We start from the raw sequence: 18,449 nt of genomic DNA on the forward strand, positions 1-18,449 counted from the left end.
GGATCTCCTTATGGCAATTGAAGCTGCTTATTTTCGATCGATTCTTTATAAAGGACAATTATATTTCCGATGATTTGTACTAATTCAGCATCTGCTCCATTGACTAATTGTTCCGCAACGATGTCTTTATCTTCATCACAATTTTGCAGAACACTTACTTTAATCAATTCACGCGCTTCAAGAACGTCTGATATTTGATTAACCATATTTTCATTTACCCCACCTTTACCGACTTGGAAAATCGGGTTTAAATGGTGTGCTTTCGATCTTAAATATCTTTTTTGCTTCCCAGTTAACATTGAGTACCTCCTAATTGATCCAACACATTCTTTTTCATTTTTTCAATACATGGGGAAATGCCTGTCCAATATTCAAAGGCTAACGCTCCTTGATGAACAAACATATCGACTCCATTTTGGGTGATCGCTCCAAGATTTCTAGCCTGTTTTAAAAGACTTGTTTCTAGAGGATTATAAATAATATCACTAACTAAACATCCACTTTGCAGATGATTTAATTCAATTGGAATGGATTCATTGTTTGGTGTCATTCCAATACTTGTTGTTTGAATAATAATCCCATATTGTTGTATATGGTTTTCCGCTTCTTTAACAGATAATGCTTTTGAATCTAATTGATAAGGACAATGTTGAATTAGTTGTTCAGCATTCCTTAACGTACGATTACAAATATCTATTTTTTTAACCCCTGATTTTGCAAGTGTATAATAAATGGCTCTTGCAGCACCACCAGCACCAATTAGTAAGACTTTTTTTTCAACAAATCCAGGGTCAAGTGACGAGAGACCAGCAAGAAAGCCTAATCCATCTGTATTATAGCCAATTAATCTGCCATTTTTATTTACGACTGTATTGACCGCTCCTATTTGATGGGCGAGTGGATCCACTTCATCTAAAAAAGGAATGATTGCTGACTTATGCGGAATTGTCACATTAAAACCTGATATTCCTATTGCCTTTAATCCTTTCACTGCATCATGTAAATCTTCACTTTTTACTAATAATGCCTGATAATGAGCATCAATAGAATAATATTGAAATAAATGATTATGCATCTGCGGGGACATGGAATGTGCTATAGGGTCTCCAATGACAGCAAACAGTTTTTTCATCCAGATTCCACTCCACTTAACTAAATAATTGATTTTCTAAGAATCACTTGAACTCCTTTTGGAACGTAAGCAGCCACTTGAACACCAGCCTCGTTGATCGTAACCCATCCCAAACCTGAGAAGACGATATCCGTTTTGTCCTCTTTAATCGTAAACTCATGACGGACCAATTCTGGAAAAGAATCTAATTGGTTTTGTCTAGGTGGAGTTAACATCTCACCAACATGCTTATTATATAATTCATTAGCATTTTCCAACTTTGTTCTATGAATGTTTAATTCATTTGAAATATAAGTAACAAAAGATTTTCTGCCACCTTTAATATAATCAAATCTAGCTAATCCGCCGAAGAAGAGTGTTTGTCCTTCATTCAACTGGTAAACTTTCGGCTTGATTTCTTTCTTTGGTGTAATAACTTTTAAATCCTGTTTATCGACAAAGTGAGCCATTTGATGGTGATTAATAATCCCAGGTGTGTCGATTAAAGATTTATCATCATCTAATGGAATTTTTATAATATCCAATGTCGTTCCCGGAAAATGAGAAGTTGTAATAACATCGCCTGTTCCAGTTACTTCTTTAATAATTCGATTAATAAATGTTGATTTACCGACATTCGTACAACCAACAATATAAACATCCTGATTTTGACGAAGCACATCTATTGCAGAAGCTACTTCTTTAATGAAATGTCCTTTTGCTGCACTAACTAAGAACACTTCTTCTGGTTTTAATCCAAGCTGCTTCGCTTCATGCTTCATCCAATTAATCACTTTATTTGGTTTAATTGATTTTGGTAGTAAATCAACTTTATTCCCGATTAATACCACTTTATTATTGCCAACAAATCGATGGAGACCAGGCAACCAGCTACCATTAAAGTCGAATATATCAACAATTTTCACAATTAAGCCTTTATTTTTTCCAATTTCATTTAAAATTTTTAAAAAATCATCATCTGTCAAATGGACATCCTGAATTTCGTTATAATGCTTTAATCGAAAGCAACGCTGACATATAATCTGTTCCTTTTCTAATGCTGAGGTTGGAGCGTAGCCAATCTCTTCAACATTTTCAGTTTGAATTTTGACACCACAACCAATACATATAAATTGCTCATTATTCACATTTATTCCTCCCAATGAATCATGCCCTTTTTACGGAACCAATTTAAAATTCTCCGCTCTACTAAACGATTAAATTTAGTAATCAGTCCATCCGTTTTCGCAACAGGAACAACCAGAACGGTATGGAATCCTCCTCGATTTCCACCAAGTACATCCGTTAAAAGCTGATCACCAATTACTACTGCCTCTTGTTTTTGTAAACCCATTTGATTTAATGCCCGATAAAATGCACGAGTCATTGGTTTTCTAGCTTCAAAAATAAATGGAATATTTAACGGATCGGAAAATGCCTTTACACGGTTTTCATTGTTATTTGAAACAATCGTAACAGCGATATTATTTTTTTTCATTTCTTCAAACCATGATATTAATTTAGGTGTAGCCAATGGGCGATCCCATTCAACTAATGTATTATCTAAATCCGTGATGATTCCTTTTATCCCATTAGCCTTTAATGATTCTGGTGTTATTTCAAAAATGCTCTTCACATGCTGGTTTGGTAAAAAGTTTTTTAACAAGTCTATACACCTCTTAACTTTCTAGCTCATTAACTTATTCATTTTAACCAATTTCATCTGTTTGTACAAAACAAACCTAGTTTCCTTGTCATTATCTTTTACAAAAACGACATTTTCCTATGTAATGAACGAATTGTCAATGAAATTTGAAGTTTTTTATCTGTTTTAGTCGAATTTTGCAGATTTGTTAAAGAAAAATAAAAATTTTTCGACAAACACACCGATCATTCTACACTGTGGATAACCTTATTCACATTACACATGCATACCAAATCTATATAATTACCAATTATAAACAAATTAGTCACAGGTTATCCACTGAACATTGTGGATAACAGAACGGTTGTTCTTATTGGATAAATTTGATAAATTAATATTACAACGAAGACAACCTAACATTATATGCTTACACAATTTCTAATAGTACGATTTAATAAAATTTGGAGGTGGATGTTGACATGCGCAAATTGTCAGACGAATTGTTGATTGAATCTTATTTTAAGGCAAGAGAATTAAATCTTAGTCTTGATTTTATTCGTCTCATTGAATTAGAAATTCATCGTCGCTCACTTACAAATAAAATTAAAGTAATTTCATAAATGCATATCCCTAGAGCCCATTAAAGGGCTTTTTTTATGTTTAAAAATATGTGAAATGCATGATATTTTGAATTCAAGAATTCATGACCCCGATTTTTTCACCTAGCTTGATATGATAAGGTGCTTTAATAGACGGGAGTAGTGACATTTGTTTCTCCTGAAAGAGAAGAATAACGGTTGAACCAAATGTGAAATAGGCCATTTCGGAACCTTTTATTACATAATCATCCTGGTGAGTTAGTTCAATTGAATTAACAAACATTGCCCCAACTTTTACTAAAGCAAAATGGCTCCCTTTTACTTCAATTTCCGAAATCGACCTGTAATTTTTCGATAACGTTTTCCTTCCATACTTTAATCCCATCTTATTTACTGGATACGATTTTTTCCCAAGAACCCATTGTTCTATTATTTTTCCGGAAACAGGCGCATGAATACGATGATAGTGACTTGGACTTAAATAAAATATCATGTAGGTACCATTCAAATAATGAGCTGCTTTCTCATCGCTGCCTAGCATTTCGGAAATAGAGTAACTTTTATTTTTTACAATAATCGTAGAATCAGGATGAATTACACCAATATCCTCTATTACAGCATCAACGGGGCTGACAACTGATAATTCTTCTTCATTTATAGGTCTTGCCCCTTTTTTTAATTCTCGAATAAAAAATTCATGAAGAGTTGGATAATCATGGATACCCATAAGCATCTCATTCGTGTTGATCTTATATGTTTTGGCAAATGAAGAAACCACATATTTACTTAAACTCGATTGTGAAAATCGTTTTAATATGAATGAGGACCATCTACCGTTAGTAAGTTCAATTAGCACTCGATATATTGTTTTTAACAAAATCGGTAACCTCCGCAAAATTAGATTCCATGTGTGCTATTATATCATTCGGAGTAGCGACTGCACTAATATTATAATAGCTTTAGCCGAAATAGAAAAAACACACCGCCAGAAGCTGATGTGTTTCTTCATCTTTAAAAATTATTCATTGGTTAATTCAAGAAAATCTTCTACATCTTTCACACATAGTTTCACTGCGTCTTCCCAGAATTTTCGTTCTGTTAAATCAACATTTAAATGTTTTTCGGCAAGTTCTTCCACTGTCATACAAGCAGTATCTTTTAATAATGCGATATATTTTTCCTCATAGCCTTTTCCTACTTCTAATGCTTTTGCATAAATACCTAGAGAGAATAAATATCCAAATGTATATGGGAAATTGTAAAATGGTACACCAGTAATAAAGAAATGAAGTTTTGATGCCCAGAATAATGGGTGATATTCTTCTAGGCTATCAGCATATGCTTCTTTTTGTGCTTGGAGCATTAACTCATTTAATCTCTCCGAGCTAACCATACCCGTTTTTCTTTCTTCGTAAAATTTCGTTTCAAATAAGAATCGAGAATGGATATTCATTAATAAAGCAACAGAACGTTGAACTTTATCCTCTAATAACGCAATCTTCTCTTCTTTCGTCTTCGCATTTTTTACGGACGCATCTGCCAAAATCATTTCGGCAAAGGTTGAAGCTGTTTCAGCTACATTCATCGCATAATTGCGATTTAAAGAGTGTAAGTCCCTCATCGCATAAGTATGGAAGCCATGTCCAAGCTCATGTGCTAAAGTAGAAATATTTGATGGCGTTCCAGAATAAGTCATGAAAATACGGGATTGGCCTGATTCTGGGAAATACGTGTGAAAACCACCTGGTCTTTTTCCAGCACGATCTTCAGCCTCAATCCAGCGATCTTCGAAAGCCATTTTTGCAAACTTCGTTTTCTCTTCTCCAAATTCGGAAAAATGTTCTAAGATGAAGTCTGCACCTTCTTGATAAGTCATTTTCGATTCGCTATTTCCAATAGGTGCATCAAGATCATACCAGCTTAGCTTTTCTAAACCTAACATTTGAGCTTTTTTATTCATATATTCCACTAATGGTTTTTTATAATCTGAAATGACTTCCCACATAGTCTCTAATGTTTTTTTGCTCATGCGGTTAATATCTAGTGGTTCTTTTAAAGTGTCTTCCCACCCACGTTGCTTGTAAACGTTAAGACGGAAGCCAGCTAAATGATTTAAAGTTTTAGATAGAACATCAGACTTTTCTCCCCAAGCCTTTTCCCAATTTTCAAACATTGTTTTTCTGATAGTACGATCAGAACTAGAAAATTTATTGGAAGCTTGACCGACTGATAAAAGTTTTTCTTCACCTTGTTCATGAAAAGGAATTTGAATGGATCCGACAATTAAATCATACATTTGTCCCCAGCTATGATATCCGTCAACACTTAATGCATTGATTAACTTCTCTTCCTCTTTTGAAAGCTTTTCCTTTGCACGATCACGTCTTTCTGAAAGGATAAAAGCAAGTTCAATTAATCTCTCATCTTTTAACATCGCTTTCCAAGCTTCTTCCTCAAATGAAATCAACTTTTCGTCAAATTCAGTTAAGATTGATTGAAGAACAGCACTTATTCCTGTTACACGAGAGCGCAGTTGGTTAGCCATTTTATCAGCAGTATTTTGAGCCTCTAAACAACTAACAAATGCTCCTTCTTGTCTGATAGCCTTTGTCACCGTTTGAAACTCATCTAACAGCGCAGAAAGAGAATTAATGTCTTCTTCTACTGTAGAACGTTTCCACTGTAAAACCTTTTCCTTAAATTGATTTATTTTTTGCTCCGTTTCAGCTAAATGAGCTTGAAATTCTGGAGAACTACTTCCCCCATCAAAAAATACATCTAAATCCCAAACAGCCGAATATGTAGTCGTTGTCACGAATATCTCCCCCTTTAATATGTACCTTTTTATTATAATAATATTTTTTGAAAATTTCTATTTTTCGATACTCAGTGTTTAAAATTAAATAAAAAAATAGGTGGCTTTTGCCACCCCTTTACCGCTTTTTCCTTTTCTCTTTTTCCGCACGATAAAATTCGTGAAACATTTTCATCAATGCCCTTTTTTCAATTCTTGAAACATAGCTTCTAGAGATTCCTAGTTCTTTAGCGATTTCCCTTTGCGTTTTCTCTTTTTGCAAATCTAATCCGAAACGGCCAACGATAACTTCCTTTTCTCGTTCATCTAGAACGTCAATATATTCTTTTATCTTTTCAAGCTCCATATTTAATTGAATTGTGTCAATCACATCTTCGGACTCTGATTTTAAAACATCAATGAGTGAGATTTCATTTCCTTCTTTATCCTGACCAATTGGGTCATGTAAGGAAACATCTTTTTTTGTCTTTTTTAATGCGCGTAAATGCATTAAAATTTCATTTTCGATACAACGGGCTGCATAGGTGGCAAGCTTCGTTCCTTTTCCTTCTGAATAACTCTCTATTGCTTTTATTAATCCAATTGTCCCAATCGAAATAAGATCTTCCGAGTCTTCACCAGTATTTTCGAATTTTTTTACAATATGAGCGACTAAGCGCAAATTATGTTCGATCAGCATATTTCGGGCGTGCGAATCTCCTTCTGCCATCAATCGTAAATATTTACGCTCATCAGCTGCGGATAACGGCTGTGGAAATGCATTATTTTTCACATAAGAGACGAGAAACACAATTTCTTTAACTAAGAAACCTAGTGCTGTTAGGATACCGGACATTTTAACACCCCCGTTTAAGACTTTTGCCTATAACTAATTCCTATGAAAGGAGTTGATGGAATGTGTCTGTCCTCAATAATATTTTGTTGAGAAAATTACCATTAAAAAAGCATTAACCATTTCGGCTAATGCTTTTTACAATGATATAAAATTAGTCTACACTTACTTCCGCTGCAATAATGCAACCAATTACACCGGTGATCACAAGTCCCATAACCATCATAAACATTTGCTAGCACCCCTTTTTTAAAATATCATAACATATTTTCATAATTTATCCTATATATGTCGTGATTACTTTGTTAAGAATCGAATTATTTTTTCCTTTTTTTTCGGAAAAACATAGTAAATAAGAGCAGATTTAAAGACATTAAGTACCTCCTATAATATTGGCATAGCTAGGTGGTATCTTTCATCACCCATAAGCAATTTCTACACGATTGTTTCAGCATCAACATTTTAATAACCACCTTTCCTTTTTAAGTAAAAATCAAAGTATTAATATATTCGAGGAAGATTTGCTATACGCATTCTGTTTTCTTCTTCAACTTTTCGAATCATTTCCTGTTGCATATGTTCTTCAGGACTGACCATTCTTTTTTTGATCGTAACAGTCATAAATAAAATATTTAATGTCATTTTTTTCACTTCCTTTTCTTTAATTTTGAAATAATCATTAGTACAAACGCTGAATATTCATTTGGTGGTTTCGATTTTCTTCGATCATTTTATAAATTGATTCTTCATGCAAATAATCTTTAGCTGTCATTTTTCTTTTTTTAATGGTTAAGGTAAAAAATAAAATATTTAATGTCATGGCTCTCACCTCCTTTTAATAATCGATATTGCACACAAAATAGCCGCAGGAAGATATCCCTGCGGCTTTGACGGAAAAATAGTTAAAGTCATTTTTCCAGACATAAAAATGCCACAGGGCACAACTCTCCCTGCGGCATGGATAAATAAGATCGCGAATAACTTTATGAAGCGATTCCATTCCTATAGGTCGAATGTGTTTGTTCTACATATGAAGTTTTTATTTCTAATACAGTTAACTTTTTCATCATTCAACCTCCTCTACAGAATTTTTTCGCTTACTTGGTAAGTATAACCACATTTGGAAACAATGTAAACCCCTTTTTTAAAAATTTTCCATTAAATAAAAAAAACGCCTAATTTTGGCGTTATTTCTTCGTCAAATATTTTTGTCCATCTTCTGTTTCTTCTAATTTTATTCGAAGCGTTTTGGAAAGTTGGAAAAATAAAATAGATGCTGCTAAAAATACAATAGACCCGCACATTTCTGCTATTTGACTAACTGTTGTATTCATTTCATTCGGAATAATCGTTCCAAGATAAAAAAACACTCCTACAGCTAATAAAACAGTTGCAAATCGATGATAATCGATCATTTTTTCATATATTTTTTTAATCTCTATTTTCATGGCTCATCACCTATCATTTTAGGATTCTACTTATCTACTCTAACATAGAAACCATGATAATAGCGTTTGTAAATTTTAGTTATGTTTCCATTTTGAGCCCTTAAGACATATTAAAAAAAGGGACCATCCTATTATTAGGATAGTCCCGATATATTAATTTTCCAATGCTTGCTTTAAATCTTCAATTAAATCTTCTACATCCTCAATACCAACCGAAATTCGCACTAAACCGTCTGTAATACCTAGTTCTGCACGACGCTCTTGCGGGATTGATGCATGAGTCATTCTTGCTGGTACAGATATTAAGCTTTCTACCGCACCTAAACTTTCAGCCAATGTAAAGTATTTTACTTTTGCTAAAAGCTTATCAGCAGCCTCCATGCTTCCAACGTCAAAAGATACCATGCCACCAAAGCCTTTAGCTTGCTTTTTAGCAATATCGTGATTTGGATGTTGCTCTAATCCTGGATAAAAGACTTTTTTAATGGAAGGGTGTTCCTGCAAAAATTGCACAATTGCTTTCGTATTAGATTCCGTCTCTTCCATACGAAGACCAAGTGTCTTAATTCCTCTAATTAATAGCCAAGAATCTTGAGGTCCAAGAACACCACCTGTTGAGTTTTGAACAAAATGTAAGTCCTCACCAAGTTTTTCATCAGCTACTACAACTAATCCAGCAACGACATCGCTATGCCCGCCAATGTATTTTGTTGCACTGTGTAAGACGATATCTGCCCCTTGTTCAATTGGTGTTTGCCAATAAGGGGTCGAGAAAGTATTATCAACAATCGTCAATAAGTTATGTTCTTTCGCTAATTTAGCTGCAGCCTCTATGTCTGTAATTTTTAATAAAGGATTTGTTGGCGTTTCAAGATAAATGGCTTTCGTGTTTGGACGGATCGTATTTTTTATATTTTCTAAATTACTTGTATCCACAAAAGTAGATTCAATTCCAAATCGATTTAATACTTTTGTCATAACCCTGAATGTTCCACCATACACATCATCAGTTAAAATAATATGATCCCCACTGTTAAATAACATCACAACCGCTGTAATCGCAGCCATGCCAGATCCAAATGCAAAACCTCTTTTTCCACCCTCTAAATCTTTAATAAGCTCTTCAAGAGCGTGACGTGTCGGATTGCCAGTTCTTGAATATTCAAATCCTTTATGGCCACCAACACCTTCTTGCTTATAAGTACTTACTTGATAAATTGGGATCGACACAGCGCCCGTATGAGGGTCACTGCTTATACCACCATGAATTAATTTTGTTTTTTGACGCATTTAAATCCCTCCTTCGTATATTTTCTTACTTAAGTATCTTTCACTGCTATCAGGAAAAATAATGACTATGTTTGTCCCTGTTTTTGCTAATTTTGCTTCTTCTAATGCGGCATGAAGGGCTGCGCCTGAGGAACTACCTACTAGTAGCCCTTCTTTTAATGCCACTTCTTTTACTCGATTGAAGGCATCTACATCCGAGATGGTATGAATGGCATCGAATAAACTAATATCCATATATTCCGGCAGAAATTCCATCCCAATCCCTTCTGTTTTATGTGGTCCGGCTTCTCCGCCATTTAAGATCGAGCCTTCAGGTTCAACAATAACTGTCTTTACCATAGGATTTTTTTCTTTTAAAAATTTGGCAGTTCCCATAAAGGTTCCACCTGTTCCTGCTCCAGCGATAAAAACATCAACCATACCACCAAGTTGATCCCAAATCTCTGGACCTAATGTTTTGTAATACGTTTCAGGGTTTGAAGGATTTCCAAATTGCTGAGGACTATAGGAATTAGGGATTTCTGCTAACAATTCATTTACCTTACTTATTGCTCCCTTCATCCCTTCAGATGTTGGGGTATGCACAATCTCTGCCCCTAACGCTTTTATTAAGTCTTGCTTTTCGATACTAAATTTCTCTGGGATACACACCATTACTTTATAGCCAGTATTCAAGGCAGCTAATGCTAATCCAATACCTGTATTTCCAGCTGTTGGCTCAATGATCGTTCCGCCCGGCTTAAGTTTACCAGATTCGATTGCCTCTCGTAATAACTCCTGACCTAGACGGTCTTTTACACTTCCACCAGGGTTCATGAACTCAAGCTTGGCGAATAATCGAACCCCTTCTGGAAGTGAAAAATGATTCAATTCAATCATCGGTGTCTGACCAATCATTTGATGTACATTTTGAAATACCTTCACAATTAGTCCTTCTTTCTAACTTATTGTTCATTAACGGCTTTAACGATTTTCATGACAAGGTTAGCCGAGTTTACTGCTGCTTTTTCTAAATACTGTTCAAATGAAACATCAGACTCTTTCCCTGCAATATCAGATAAAGAACGTATAATAACAAATGGTATTTGGAATTGATGGGAAACTTGAGCAATTGCTGCTGCTTCCATTTCAACTGCTTGCAGGTCAGTAAATTTACCTCGGACATTTTCAACACGTATTGGATCATGCATGAACGAATCCCCTGTCGCAATTAATCCTTTTACGACTTGGATGTCATTGATTTCTTCAGCAGCTTTTACAGCTATTTGAACTAATTTTTCATCTGCTTGGAATGCTGCAGGAAGTTGAGGTACTTGACCGTATTCATAACCAAAGGCAGTGACATCAACATCGTGATGGCGAACATCTGAAGAAATAACTACATCTCCAACATTTAATTCTGGGTTAAAGCCGCCTGCAGAACCTGTATTAATGACAACATCTGGTCTAAATTTTTCTAACAAAATCGTTGTCGACATTGCTGCATTTACTTTCCCAATTCCTGAGCGTAATAAGATCACATCCGCACCACTCATTTTTCCTGTTGTAAATTCGCAGCCAGCAATAACCGTCTGTTCTTTATTGTCAATATGATCTCGTAATAAAGTAACTTCCTCTTCCATTGCTCCGATGATAGCTATTTTCATTAATAAACCTCTTTCTTTACTTTTTTTCCGCTTCTAATATCCAGACAAATTCATTACATTTACTAAAACGAACATCAAAACCATTTTTTTCGAGCATCGCTCTTAAAATAGGAATCGTTGTATAATATTCTGTTTGAAGGTCATTTGCTAGATTTAGATAGCCTTTAGATAACGCATCTGTGATAGCTCCTTTATAAGCTTCCTCAGACTCGTACATCGTATCCGCAAAGACTATTTTACCACCAGAAGCTAATTGCTTGCTATATTTCTCTATTGCATGTTCTTTTTCAACATCTGTTAAATGATGAAAGGCATAAGTACTTACGAAAGTATCAACTTGTGTCAAATCTGGATAAGTCATAAAATCTCCATCCAATACTTGCAAGCGTTGACCTAGCTTTTCATTTGCGATGGATCTCATCGCAGGTGAAGGTTCGATTCCCGTCACTTGAAGGCCGTAATTAAGTAATTGTGTTGTTAAATTTCCTGTGCCTACTCCAAATTCAACTACATGACCTTTTGATCTTTTCGTAACTTCCTCTAAAATCCGATCATAGTGTAAAAAAACTTCCTTATATTCCTCATCATGACCAACCACTGTTTCATCATAATAATCAGCCCATTGCTCAAATAACTCCAAGAATTCACGACCCATGTTTTTCACTCTCCGCTTATTCATATAAATCCTATGAGTATACTATGAATTAAAAATAAACCTGTTCCCAATTTAACACACAAACCACCAATATTCAACTCCAACTTTAGCACAGTAACGCACTGGGGGTCTGACCCCCACCGCTTTAAAGCAGTGAAGGATCAGACCCCTTTTTAATGTTTTGTTGTTATATTAGAGTTTATCGTCGGTCATTTTGAAGGAGTTCTTCGACTTTTAGTGGTTTCCATCCTTGGCCATCGACCCATTCGATGATGACACGATAGATTTGAGATTGGTCTTTTGTAGATATCGTTGCAATCGATTGACTTCCAGATGGATTATTTCTACCTAGGAACCATACTGTCGTATTGCTAGGATCAAGTCCAGTGGCATATGTCATTGCTTGAATCATTTCTTGCCAATCAGTAGATTCGGAATCATAAACTGTATTATGTTCACCCGATTGCGTTGTGCCGACGGGTTTCCAATTAGGGTTCGTGATAGTTGTTTTCACATTTGGATCATTTCCACCTTCAGTTACAATATCTTCATACTCAGAATCATCTAGTGATTCGTCTTCTGTATTTGAGGTATCATCTGATGATTCAGAGTCTGTCCCTGAAACAGTTTCTGTTTCAGATTCACCAGTTGAGGTTGATTCATCATCTGAATCTTCTACATTTGATTCATTTTCTGAATCGTCTTCCTCGTTATTTGTACTTGAATCCTTTTGTCCTTTATCTTTGTTTTCTGTTTGGGTTGAATCATCTTGAGAAGATGATGCTTTCTCACCACCACCCCAAAAAATTGAAATAGATACAATGATGATTAATAAGACAACAATAGCAATTAAGCTATTTAAAATTAGATTTGTTTTTCTCCTTTTCGCTCTTTGATTAGAACGAGAATCCCCATTAAAACTATGTTTCATCTTATTCTCTCCCTTGCCTCTTCTCTAAGTACAATTACACTATTTTAACATGTCAATTTAAGAACTGTCATGTTCCATCATTTTGGCTTTTATTTTCATATGGGAAAATAGCATTAACCATATCAGCAAATAATGGATTTACCCCACCTTCATTTGAAGGGACCCCTAAATTAACCGCTACAAGAGCATAACGAGGATTTTTATAAGGAAAATAACCTGCAAACCATTTATTATGTAATTCTTCACCGTCATTAATAACGCCCGTTTGTGCTGTTCCTGATTTACCTGCTACTTCATATGGAAGTTCTTGAAACCATCTCCCCGTACCATGCTCATTGATAACCACTTCTCTTAATAGCTTTTGTAACTTCATTGCTGTGTAAGGGGCGATTGTCTCTCCTGGTATGATTTTTTTATCAAATTCAGCCATCGTTGTTCCATTTTTATATTCAATTTTCGAAGCTACCCTAACCATTTCCTTTTTTCCACCTCTTGCAATAGTAGCCATCATATTCGCTACTGCTAATGGTGTGGCTCGAACCTCATGCTGCCCTATCCCTGAGTAATAAACAAAATTTTTATCTTTTTTAGCATCCTCAGTAGTGAAAATCCTTCCCTTTTCCTCATCTTTCAGTTGACTGAACTGTTCAAAATGGTAAATGTTCCCTTCCCATCCTACTTTACTATTCATCCCTAGTCGATTGGCATAGTCTTCTAACAGGTTTGGGTCAATATCTTTTAATTCCCTTGCAATGGTCCCGAATGTGTTATTACAGCTTCTCGCAAAACTATTTGTAAAATTAAGCATACCATGCTGATATTGTAAATCAGGCTTTCCATTAATGACATTACAATCAAATAATCGTTTCGGATCATCCAATTTGTAATCAATCGCAGCAGCAGCTACAACCGTTTTAAAAACAGAACCAATAATCTGTTGTTCCACCATCATATTATGCATACCTAACCCATTATATGGATCTTTTTGATTTATATTCGGCCTTGAAACCATTGCCAGTATGGAATTTTCTTGTATATCTAGTAAGACTAACCCGCCTTTTTTTATACCATATTTATCTACTAGTTTTTCAGCTTCTGTTTGCAATTGGCGATCAATCGTTGTTCTAATATTTAGCGGATAAAAGGAGTTACCAGGATCGACATATTTTACATTAATACCAAATAAAGGAGATCCATCTCCATCCACGTGATAAACAAGCTTAGACTTTCCTTCCGCTAATAAAAATTCATCAAAGCTTTCTTCCATGCCGGATACACCTATTAAAGTCTGAGTCGATAACTTTTTATCTGGGTACCGTTTTATTAATTCATTAGGATTTTCGCGAATAATTCCAATTAATTGTTCTGCTGGATAATCGGCGATACTATATTTTTTTTCAACAGCAAATACCCCTGGAATATGAAGATCATTAATTTTTTCCATTTGCTCTTTTGACAAAAGAATCGGGTCTGGATCCCCTAGTGCAAAAGGCTTATCATTTTTTTCTATTTCTTTAATAAGCGAGTATTTAGACATATCTAAAATATCGGCAACAGTATTTATATTCCACTCCATCTTACTTAGGAAGGGGAAAAGGATTAAAACGGGCAGTTTCTCATGTGTTAAAAACTCACCATTACGATCAAGAAAGTCCCCTCGTCCATTATCAACAATCATTTCTTGAGAACGTTGTTTTACACTTGCCTCAATTAAGTTAATATGATGTTTCGTAAAATCCTCAGTTGCAAACAATTGAACTTGAATAAGCCTACCAATTAAGGCCATAATTCCCATCAACCAAAAGGTTAATGAAAGAATCGCCCGTTTTTTCCATTTCATTTTGTTCACCTCTCGTCAAAAGTGTTGACGAGTTTGCGAAAAATCAAACAAATAAGCTAAAAAAAGGACTCATTCGTTTTAGAATAAGTCCTCTTTTCATATTACTATTTAATTTCTGTAATTCTTACAGTCATATCTCCACCAGGAGTTTGTACGGATACTACATCTCCAACCTTTTTACCCATTAAGCTTTTCGCAATTGGGGAATCATTGGATATTTTTCCTTCAAATGGATCTGCTTCAGCACTACCAACAATAATATACGTTTCTTCTTCACCGTCAGGTAACTCAACAAATGTAACAGATCGACCTAATGTTACACCGTCTGTGCTCATTTCAGCTTCTTCAATGATTTTCGCATTGCGAATCATATTTTCTAATGTTGTAATACGCCCTTCAACAAATGCTTGTTCTTCCTTCGCTGAATCGTATTCAGAGTTCTCGGATAGGTCACCAAAGCTGCGAGCAATTTTAATCCGTTCGACAACTTCCTTACGCTTAACCGACTTTAAGTGCTCTAATTCTTGTTCAAGCTTTTCTTTCCCTGCAAGGGTCATTGGAAATACTTTTTCTACTGCCAAGACATTCACTCCTTCTAGTCTTCACAATCCCCCAATAGATTGCGTTTACGATTGTATGTAATAGTAGCGCGTCCTTGAAGGCGCGCGCAGGTGATTTCAGTTCAAAATGAACTGGTTATTTCTCTGCTACATATTGTACTGATTATAACTAATACTTTACAAATAATTAACAGAGTTTATGAATTATCTATGCTATTGTTTCATAAAAAAGACTTTTGTTCAAGAATAGTTTGAATTTTTGTTACCATTAAATCAATAGCAACATGGTTATGCCCGCCCTCAGGTATGATCACATCAGCATATCGCTTTGTTGGCTCGATAAACTGGTTATGCATTGGTCGAACGACACTGATATATTGTTCAATGACCGAATCCATTGAACGTCCTCTTTCCTTAATATCCCTTAAAAGTCGTCTAATAATGCGAAGGTCTGCATCTGTATCCACAAAAAGTTTAATGTCCATTAGGTTTCGTAACCGCTCATCTTCTAGTATTAAAATACCTTCTAAGATAATTACATCCTGTGGCTCAACATGGATTACTTTGTCAGATCTAGTATGAACAGTATAATCATAAACTGGCTTTTCAATCGGTTCATAATTCAGTAATTGACCAATATGCTCAATTAGTAAATCATTGTCAAAGGCAAGAGGATGATCATAATTTGTTTTTAGGCGTTCCTCAAACGGAAGGTGACCTTGATCCTTATAATAATAATCTTGCTCTAGCATTAAAATCGAATGTCCCTTAAAGGAATCGAAAATGGCTTTTGTCACACTAGTTTTTCCTGAGCCGGAGCCACCAGCTACACCGATAACAACAGGTTTGCGTGTCATCTTACTGCTCCTTTCGCATCATGTTGTTAGGGTATACAGGCTTATCTACTTTAAACCTTACAATTTGTAATGGATGACGAGCAGCATCTAACTCTGTCCCCTTCTCATCCCAAATCTGATCAATGATCTGTGTAAAGTTCTCAATTTCAGGCCCAAAAAACTCTACTTCATTTCCTGGCTTAAAGAAATTTCTTTGCTGCAATGTAACAATTTGAGAAACAGGATCATAATCAAGTACTAATCCGACAAAATCAAAAGCTGTCTTTTTGCTATGATTTCCAAACATCTGCTCTTTATACCCAGGCACCCCTTCGAAAAAGGCTGGAGCCGTTTCACGGTTTGCACATTTGTCTAATTCTTCTAGCCATTCTTTCTGAATTTTGAAATTGTCAGGATCAGCACAATAGGCATCAATGACTTTACGATATACACTAACAACTGTTGCTACATAATGAATCGACTTCATACGTCCTTCGATTTTTAAACTATCAATACCCATTTCAATCATTCTTGGGATCGATTCAATTAATTTTAAATCTTTTGGACTCATTGCAAATGGTGCATCCCCATCTTTAAATAATGCTCTTTCATCCTCTGTCGTTTGCTCATATAAATCATAATCCCATCGGCATGATTGACAGCAGCCGCCACGATTTGAATCACGAGCGGTCATATGATTACTTAATGTACAACGTCCAGAATAGGCGATACACATGGCACCATGAATGAATGTTTCAATTTCAATATCGACTTTTTCTTTCATTTCTTGAATTTCTTCCGCACTTGTTTCACGAGCTAATACGACACGCTCAAGACCTTCTTCTTTCCAATATTGGACAGCCTTCCAGTTAGATAACGATTGTTGGGTGCTTAAATGAATTTCAAGCTTTGGTGCGCTCTTTTTACATGTTTCAATAATTAGAGGGTCTGCGACGATTATTCCAGCTACTCCTGCCTCTTGGAGCCCTTCTAAATACTCCTCCAACCCATCCATATTCTCGTTATGAGCAAAAATATTGGTAGTTACATAAATTCGAGCATTATATTTTTTGGCATATTCTACGCCTTCCTTCATTTCTTCAAAAGTAAAATTATCAGCGTTTGAACGTAAGCCATATTCTTGTCCACCAATAAATACGGCATCTGCCCCATATTGGACGGCAATTTTTAATTTTTCAAGATTTCCCGCCGGAGCCAGTAACTCGGGCTTTTTCACAATTACACGTTTTCCGTCAATCATTTCGGAAATCGGCTGTTTCGTTGCCATCATGTTATTACCTCCCCTATATTAGTAAACCGTCTCTTTAAAGAAAAACCCTGTATCTAATGGTCGATTTTCCGGTTGAATTTCTTCAATTTTTTCAAGTAATTCGCTTTTCTTCTCATCGTATAAATCTTGGTCTTCAAAGTATGAATCAATCGCTTCTCGATATAGCTTTGTTACATTGATAATATAATCTGATGTTTGTAGAATTCCATCGATTTTAAACGAATCTACACCTGCTTCCAATAGATCCTGAAGTTCATCAATAATACAAATATCATTTGGACTCATAATATGAGTACCATTTTCGTCTTCAAAAATAGGATATTTATTTCCACGTTCTTTATCGTGTAAAATCATATTTTTTTGCTGTTTGCGATTTTCAATTTGCATTTCCGTTCCTTGGTATTCAAAATAATTTCCTAATAAGGAGCGTTTTGATTGAAACATCGCTGTCATCCCGTGAACCTGAACTTCAATTTCAACTTCAGCATTTTCTTTCATTTCAATAATAGCGTCCATATTTATTTCACGAGCTAAAACAGCACGTTTTGCTCCTCTTTTTCCCCAGTAATTGCAAGTAAACCAGTTTGTAGCAGTAGTTTCCGTATTCCAGTGTAGTGGCATTGTTGGTGCAACTTCACGAACGGTCATGATTATCGCAGGATCTCCAAAAACAATCGCGTCAACTTGTACGTCTTGTAAGAACTGAATATACTCACCGAGCTCGTCTATTTTTTCATTATGAAAAATCGCATTCATCGCTACGTACACTTTTTTTCCATTTGCATGTGCGATTTGTATCGACTTTCTAATGTCGTCCCGGTTAAACTCTCCAGCAAGTCTTAATCCGTAACGCTGTTCCCCAATGATAAACGCATCGGCTCCGGCTTCGATTAGTGCATTGATATCTTCAACACTCTTTGGTGTTACAAGTAATTCTGGCTTTCTCATGC

21 protein-coding genes are annotated in these 18,449 nt (G+C 35.4%); 1 reads left to right on the plus strand and 20 read right to left on the minus strand.

What is annotated here, in order from left to right; genetic code table 11:
- Positions 1–8: 8 nt before the first annotated feature.
- Genes yhbY through ACFSO7_RS19450 form a run of 4 tightly spaced genes read right to left on the minus strand, consistent with a single transcriptional unit; the run spans position 9 to position 2,777 of the window.
- The gene (gene yhbY / locus ACFSO7_RS19435; RefSeq protein ID WP_377879021.1) at positions 9–299 is read right to left on the minus strand and encodes a ribosome assembly RNA-binding protein YhbY; all 291 of its coding nucleotides are present in this window, start codon (positions 297–299) and stop codon (positions 9–11) included.
- On the minus strand, positions 293–1,132 hold the full coding sequence (aroE, locus tag ACFSO7_RS19440) for a shikimate dehydrogenase (RefSeq protein WP_377879022.1): 840 nt from the start codon (positions 1,130–1,132) through the stop codon (positions 293–295). The genes yhbY and aroE overlap by 7 nt, the downstream gene beginning before the upstream one ends.
- A 20-nt stretch (positions 1,133–1,152) precedes the next feature.
- A complete protein-coding gene (gene yqeH / locus ACFSO7_RS19445; RefSeq protein ID WP_377879023.1) occupies positions 1,153–2,259 on the minus strand; it encodes a ribosome biogenesis GTPase YqeH in 1,107 nt (368 codons plus the stop codon).
- A 2-nt stretch (positions 2,260–2,261) separates the two neighbouring features.
- Entirely contained in the window at positions 2,262–2,777 is a 516-nt protein-coding gene (locus tag ACFSO7_RS19450) for a YqeG family HAD IIIA-type phosphatase (RefSeq protein WP_377879025.1), read from the minus strand.
- Between the two features lie 458 nt (positions 2,778–3,235).
- Between ACFSO7_RS19450 and sda the strand changes: the two genes are divergently transcribed.
- Positions 3,236–3,376: a sporulation histidine kinase inhibitor Sda gene (sda, locus tag ACFSO7_RS19455; protein ID WP_377879026.1), complete on the plus strand. Its 141-nt coding sequence runs from the start codon at positions 3,236–3,238 to the stop codon at positions 3,374–3,376.
- A gap of 73 nt (positions 3,377–3,449) precedes the next feature.
- On the opposite strand, the gene ACFSO7_RS19460 is transcribed toward sda, so the two are convergent.
- The 16 genes from ACFSO7_RS19460 to ACFSO7_RS19535 all read right to left on the minus strand — a co-directional run bounded on the left by ACFSO7_RS19460 (position 3,450) and on the right by ACFSO7_RS19535 (position 18,447).
- Positions 3,450–4,232, minus strand: a complete 783-nt coding sequence (locus ACFSO7_RS19460) for a phosphatidylserine decarboxylase (protein WP_377879027.1) — start codon at positions 4,230–4,232, stop codon at positions 3,450–3,452.
- Between the two features lie 141 nt (positions 4,233–4,373).
- Positions 4,374–6,170 (minus strand): M3 family oligoendopeptidase, encoded by a 1,797-nt coding sequence (locus ACFSO7_RS19465; protein ID WP_377879029.1) that lies wholly within the window; start codon positions 6,168–6,170, stop codon positions 4,374–4,376.
- A 118-nt stretch (positions 6,171–6,288) separates the two neighbouring features.
- The gene (gene sigK, locus ACFSO7_RS19470; RefSeq protein ID WP_377879030.1) at positions 6,289–7,005 is read right to left on the minus strand and encodes an RNA polymerase sporulation sigma factor SigK; all 717 of its coding nucleotides are present in this window, start codon (positions 7,003–7,005) and stop codon (positions 6,289–6,291) included.
- 498 nt (positions 7,006–7,503) lie between these two features.
- Positions 7,504–7,644 carry a YrzI family small protein gene (locus tag ACFSO7_RS19475; RefSeq protein WP_377879032.1) on the minus strand — a complete coding sequence of 47 codons (141 nt, stop codon included), beginning with the start codon at positions 7,642–7,644 and terminating at the stop codon, positions 7,504–7,506.
- 37 nt (positions 7,645–7,681) lie between these two features.
- Positions 7,682–7,822: a YrzI family small protein gene (locus ACFSO7_RS19480; protein WP_377879034.1), complete on the minus strand. Its 141-nt coding sequence runs from the start codon at positions 7,820–7,822 to the stop codon at positions 7,682–7,684.
- A gap of 367 nt (positions 7,823–8,189) precedes the next feature.
- Positions 8,190–8,450 carry a YrhC family protein gene (locus ACFSO7_RS19485; protein WP_377879035.1) on the minus strand — a complete coding sequence of 87 codons (261 nt, stop codon included), beginning with the start codon at positions 8,448–8,450 and terminating at the stop codon, positions 8,190–8,192.
- A 153-nt stretch (positions 8,451–8,603) separates the two neighbouring features.
- Positions 8,604–9,740 (minus strand): bifunctional cystathionine gamma-lyase/homocysteine desulfhydrase, encoded by a 1,137-nt coding sequence (locus ACFSO7_RS19490; RefSeq protein WP_377879036.1) that lies wholly within the window; start codon positions 9,738–9,740, stop codon positions 8,604–8,606.
- A complete protein-coding gene (locus tag ACFSO7_RS19495) occupies positions 9,741–10,664 on the minus strand; it encodes a PLP-dependent cysteine synthase family protein (RefSeq protein WP_377879037.1) in 924 nt (307 codons plus the stop codon).
- A 20-nt stretch (positions 10,665–10,684) separates the two neighbouring features.
- Positions 10,685–11,386, minus strand: a complete 702-nt coding sequence (gene mtnN, locus ACFSO7_RS19500) for a 5'-methylthioadenosine/S-adenosylhomocysteine nucleosidase (protein WP_377879038.1) — start codon at positions 11,384–11,386, stop codon at positions 10,685–10,687.
- A 16-nt stretch (positions 11,387–11,402) separates the two neighbouring features.
- Positions 11,403–12,041 (minus strand): class I SAM-dependent methyltransferase, encoded by a 639-nt coding sequence (locus ACFSO7_RS19505; RefSeq protein WP_377879039.1) that lies wholly within the window; start codon positions 12,039–12,041, stop codon positions 11,403–11,405.
- 199 nt (positions 12,042–12,240) lie between these two features.
- A complete protein-coding gene (locus ACFSO7_RS19510) occupies positions 12,241–12,972 on the minus strand; it encodes a YrrS family protein (protein WP_377879040.1) in 732 nt (243 codons plus the stop codon).
- Positions 12,973–13,039: 67 nt separating this feature from the next.
- Positions 13,040–14,812 carry a peptidoglycan D,D-transpeptidase FtsI family protein gene (locus ACFSO7_RS19515; protein WP_377879041.1) on the minus strand — a complete coding sequence of 591 codons (1,773 nt, stop codon included), beginning with the start codon at positions 14,810–14,812 and terminating at the stop codon, positions 13,040–13,042.
- A gap of 104 nt (positions 14,813–14,916) precedes the next feature.
- Complete coding sequence (greA, locus tag ACFSO7_RS19520) at positions 14,917–15,393, minus strand: transcription elongation factor GreA (protein ID WP_377879043.1); 477 nt, start codon at positions 15,391–15,393, stop codon at positions 14,917–14,919.
- Positions 15,394–15,593: 200 nt separating this feature from the next.
- On the minus strand, positions 15,594–16,229 hold the full coding sequence (udk, locus tag ACFSO7_RS19525) for a uridine kinase (protein WP_377879044.1): 636 nt from the start codon (positions 16,227–16,229) through the stop codon (positions 15,594–15,596).
- 1 nt (position 16,230) lies between these two features.
- The gene (locus ACFSO7_RS19530) at positions 16,231–17,499 is read right to left on the minus strand and encodes a peptidase U32 family protein (RefSeq protein WP_377879045.1); all 1,269 of its coding nucleotides are present in this window, start codon (positions 17,497–17,499) and stop codon (positions 16,231–16,233) included.
- An 18-nt stretch (positions 17,500–17,517) separates the two neighbouring features.
- Positions 17,518–18,447 carry a peptidase U32 family protein gene (locus ACFSO7_RS19535; RefSeq protein ID WP_377879046.1) on the minus strand — a complete coding sequence of 310 codons (930 nt, stop codon included), beginning with the start codon at positions 18,445–18,447 and terminating at the stop codon, positions 17,518–17,520.
- Positions 18,448–18,449: the final 2 nt, after the last annotated feature.

It is taken from the genome of Bacillus sp. CGMCC 1.16607 (assembly GCF_042683745.1).
Classification (GTDB): Bacteria; Bacillota; Bacilli; order Bacillales; family Cytobacillaceae; genus Pseudoneobacillus.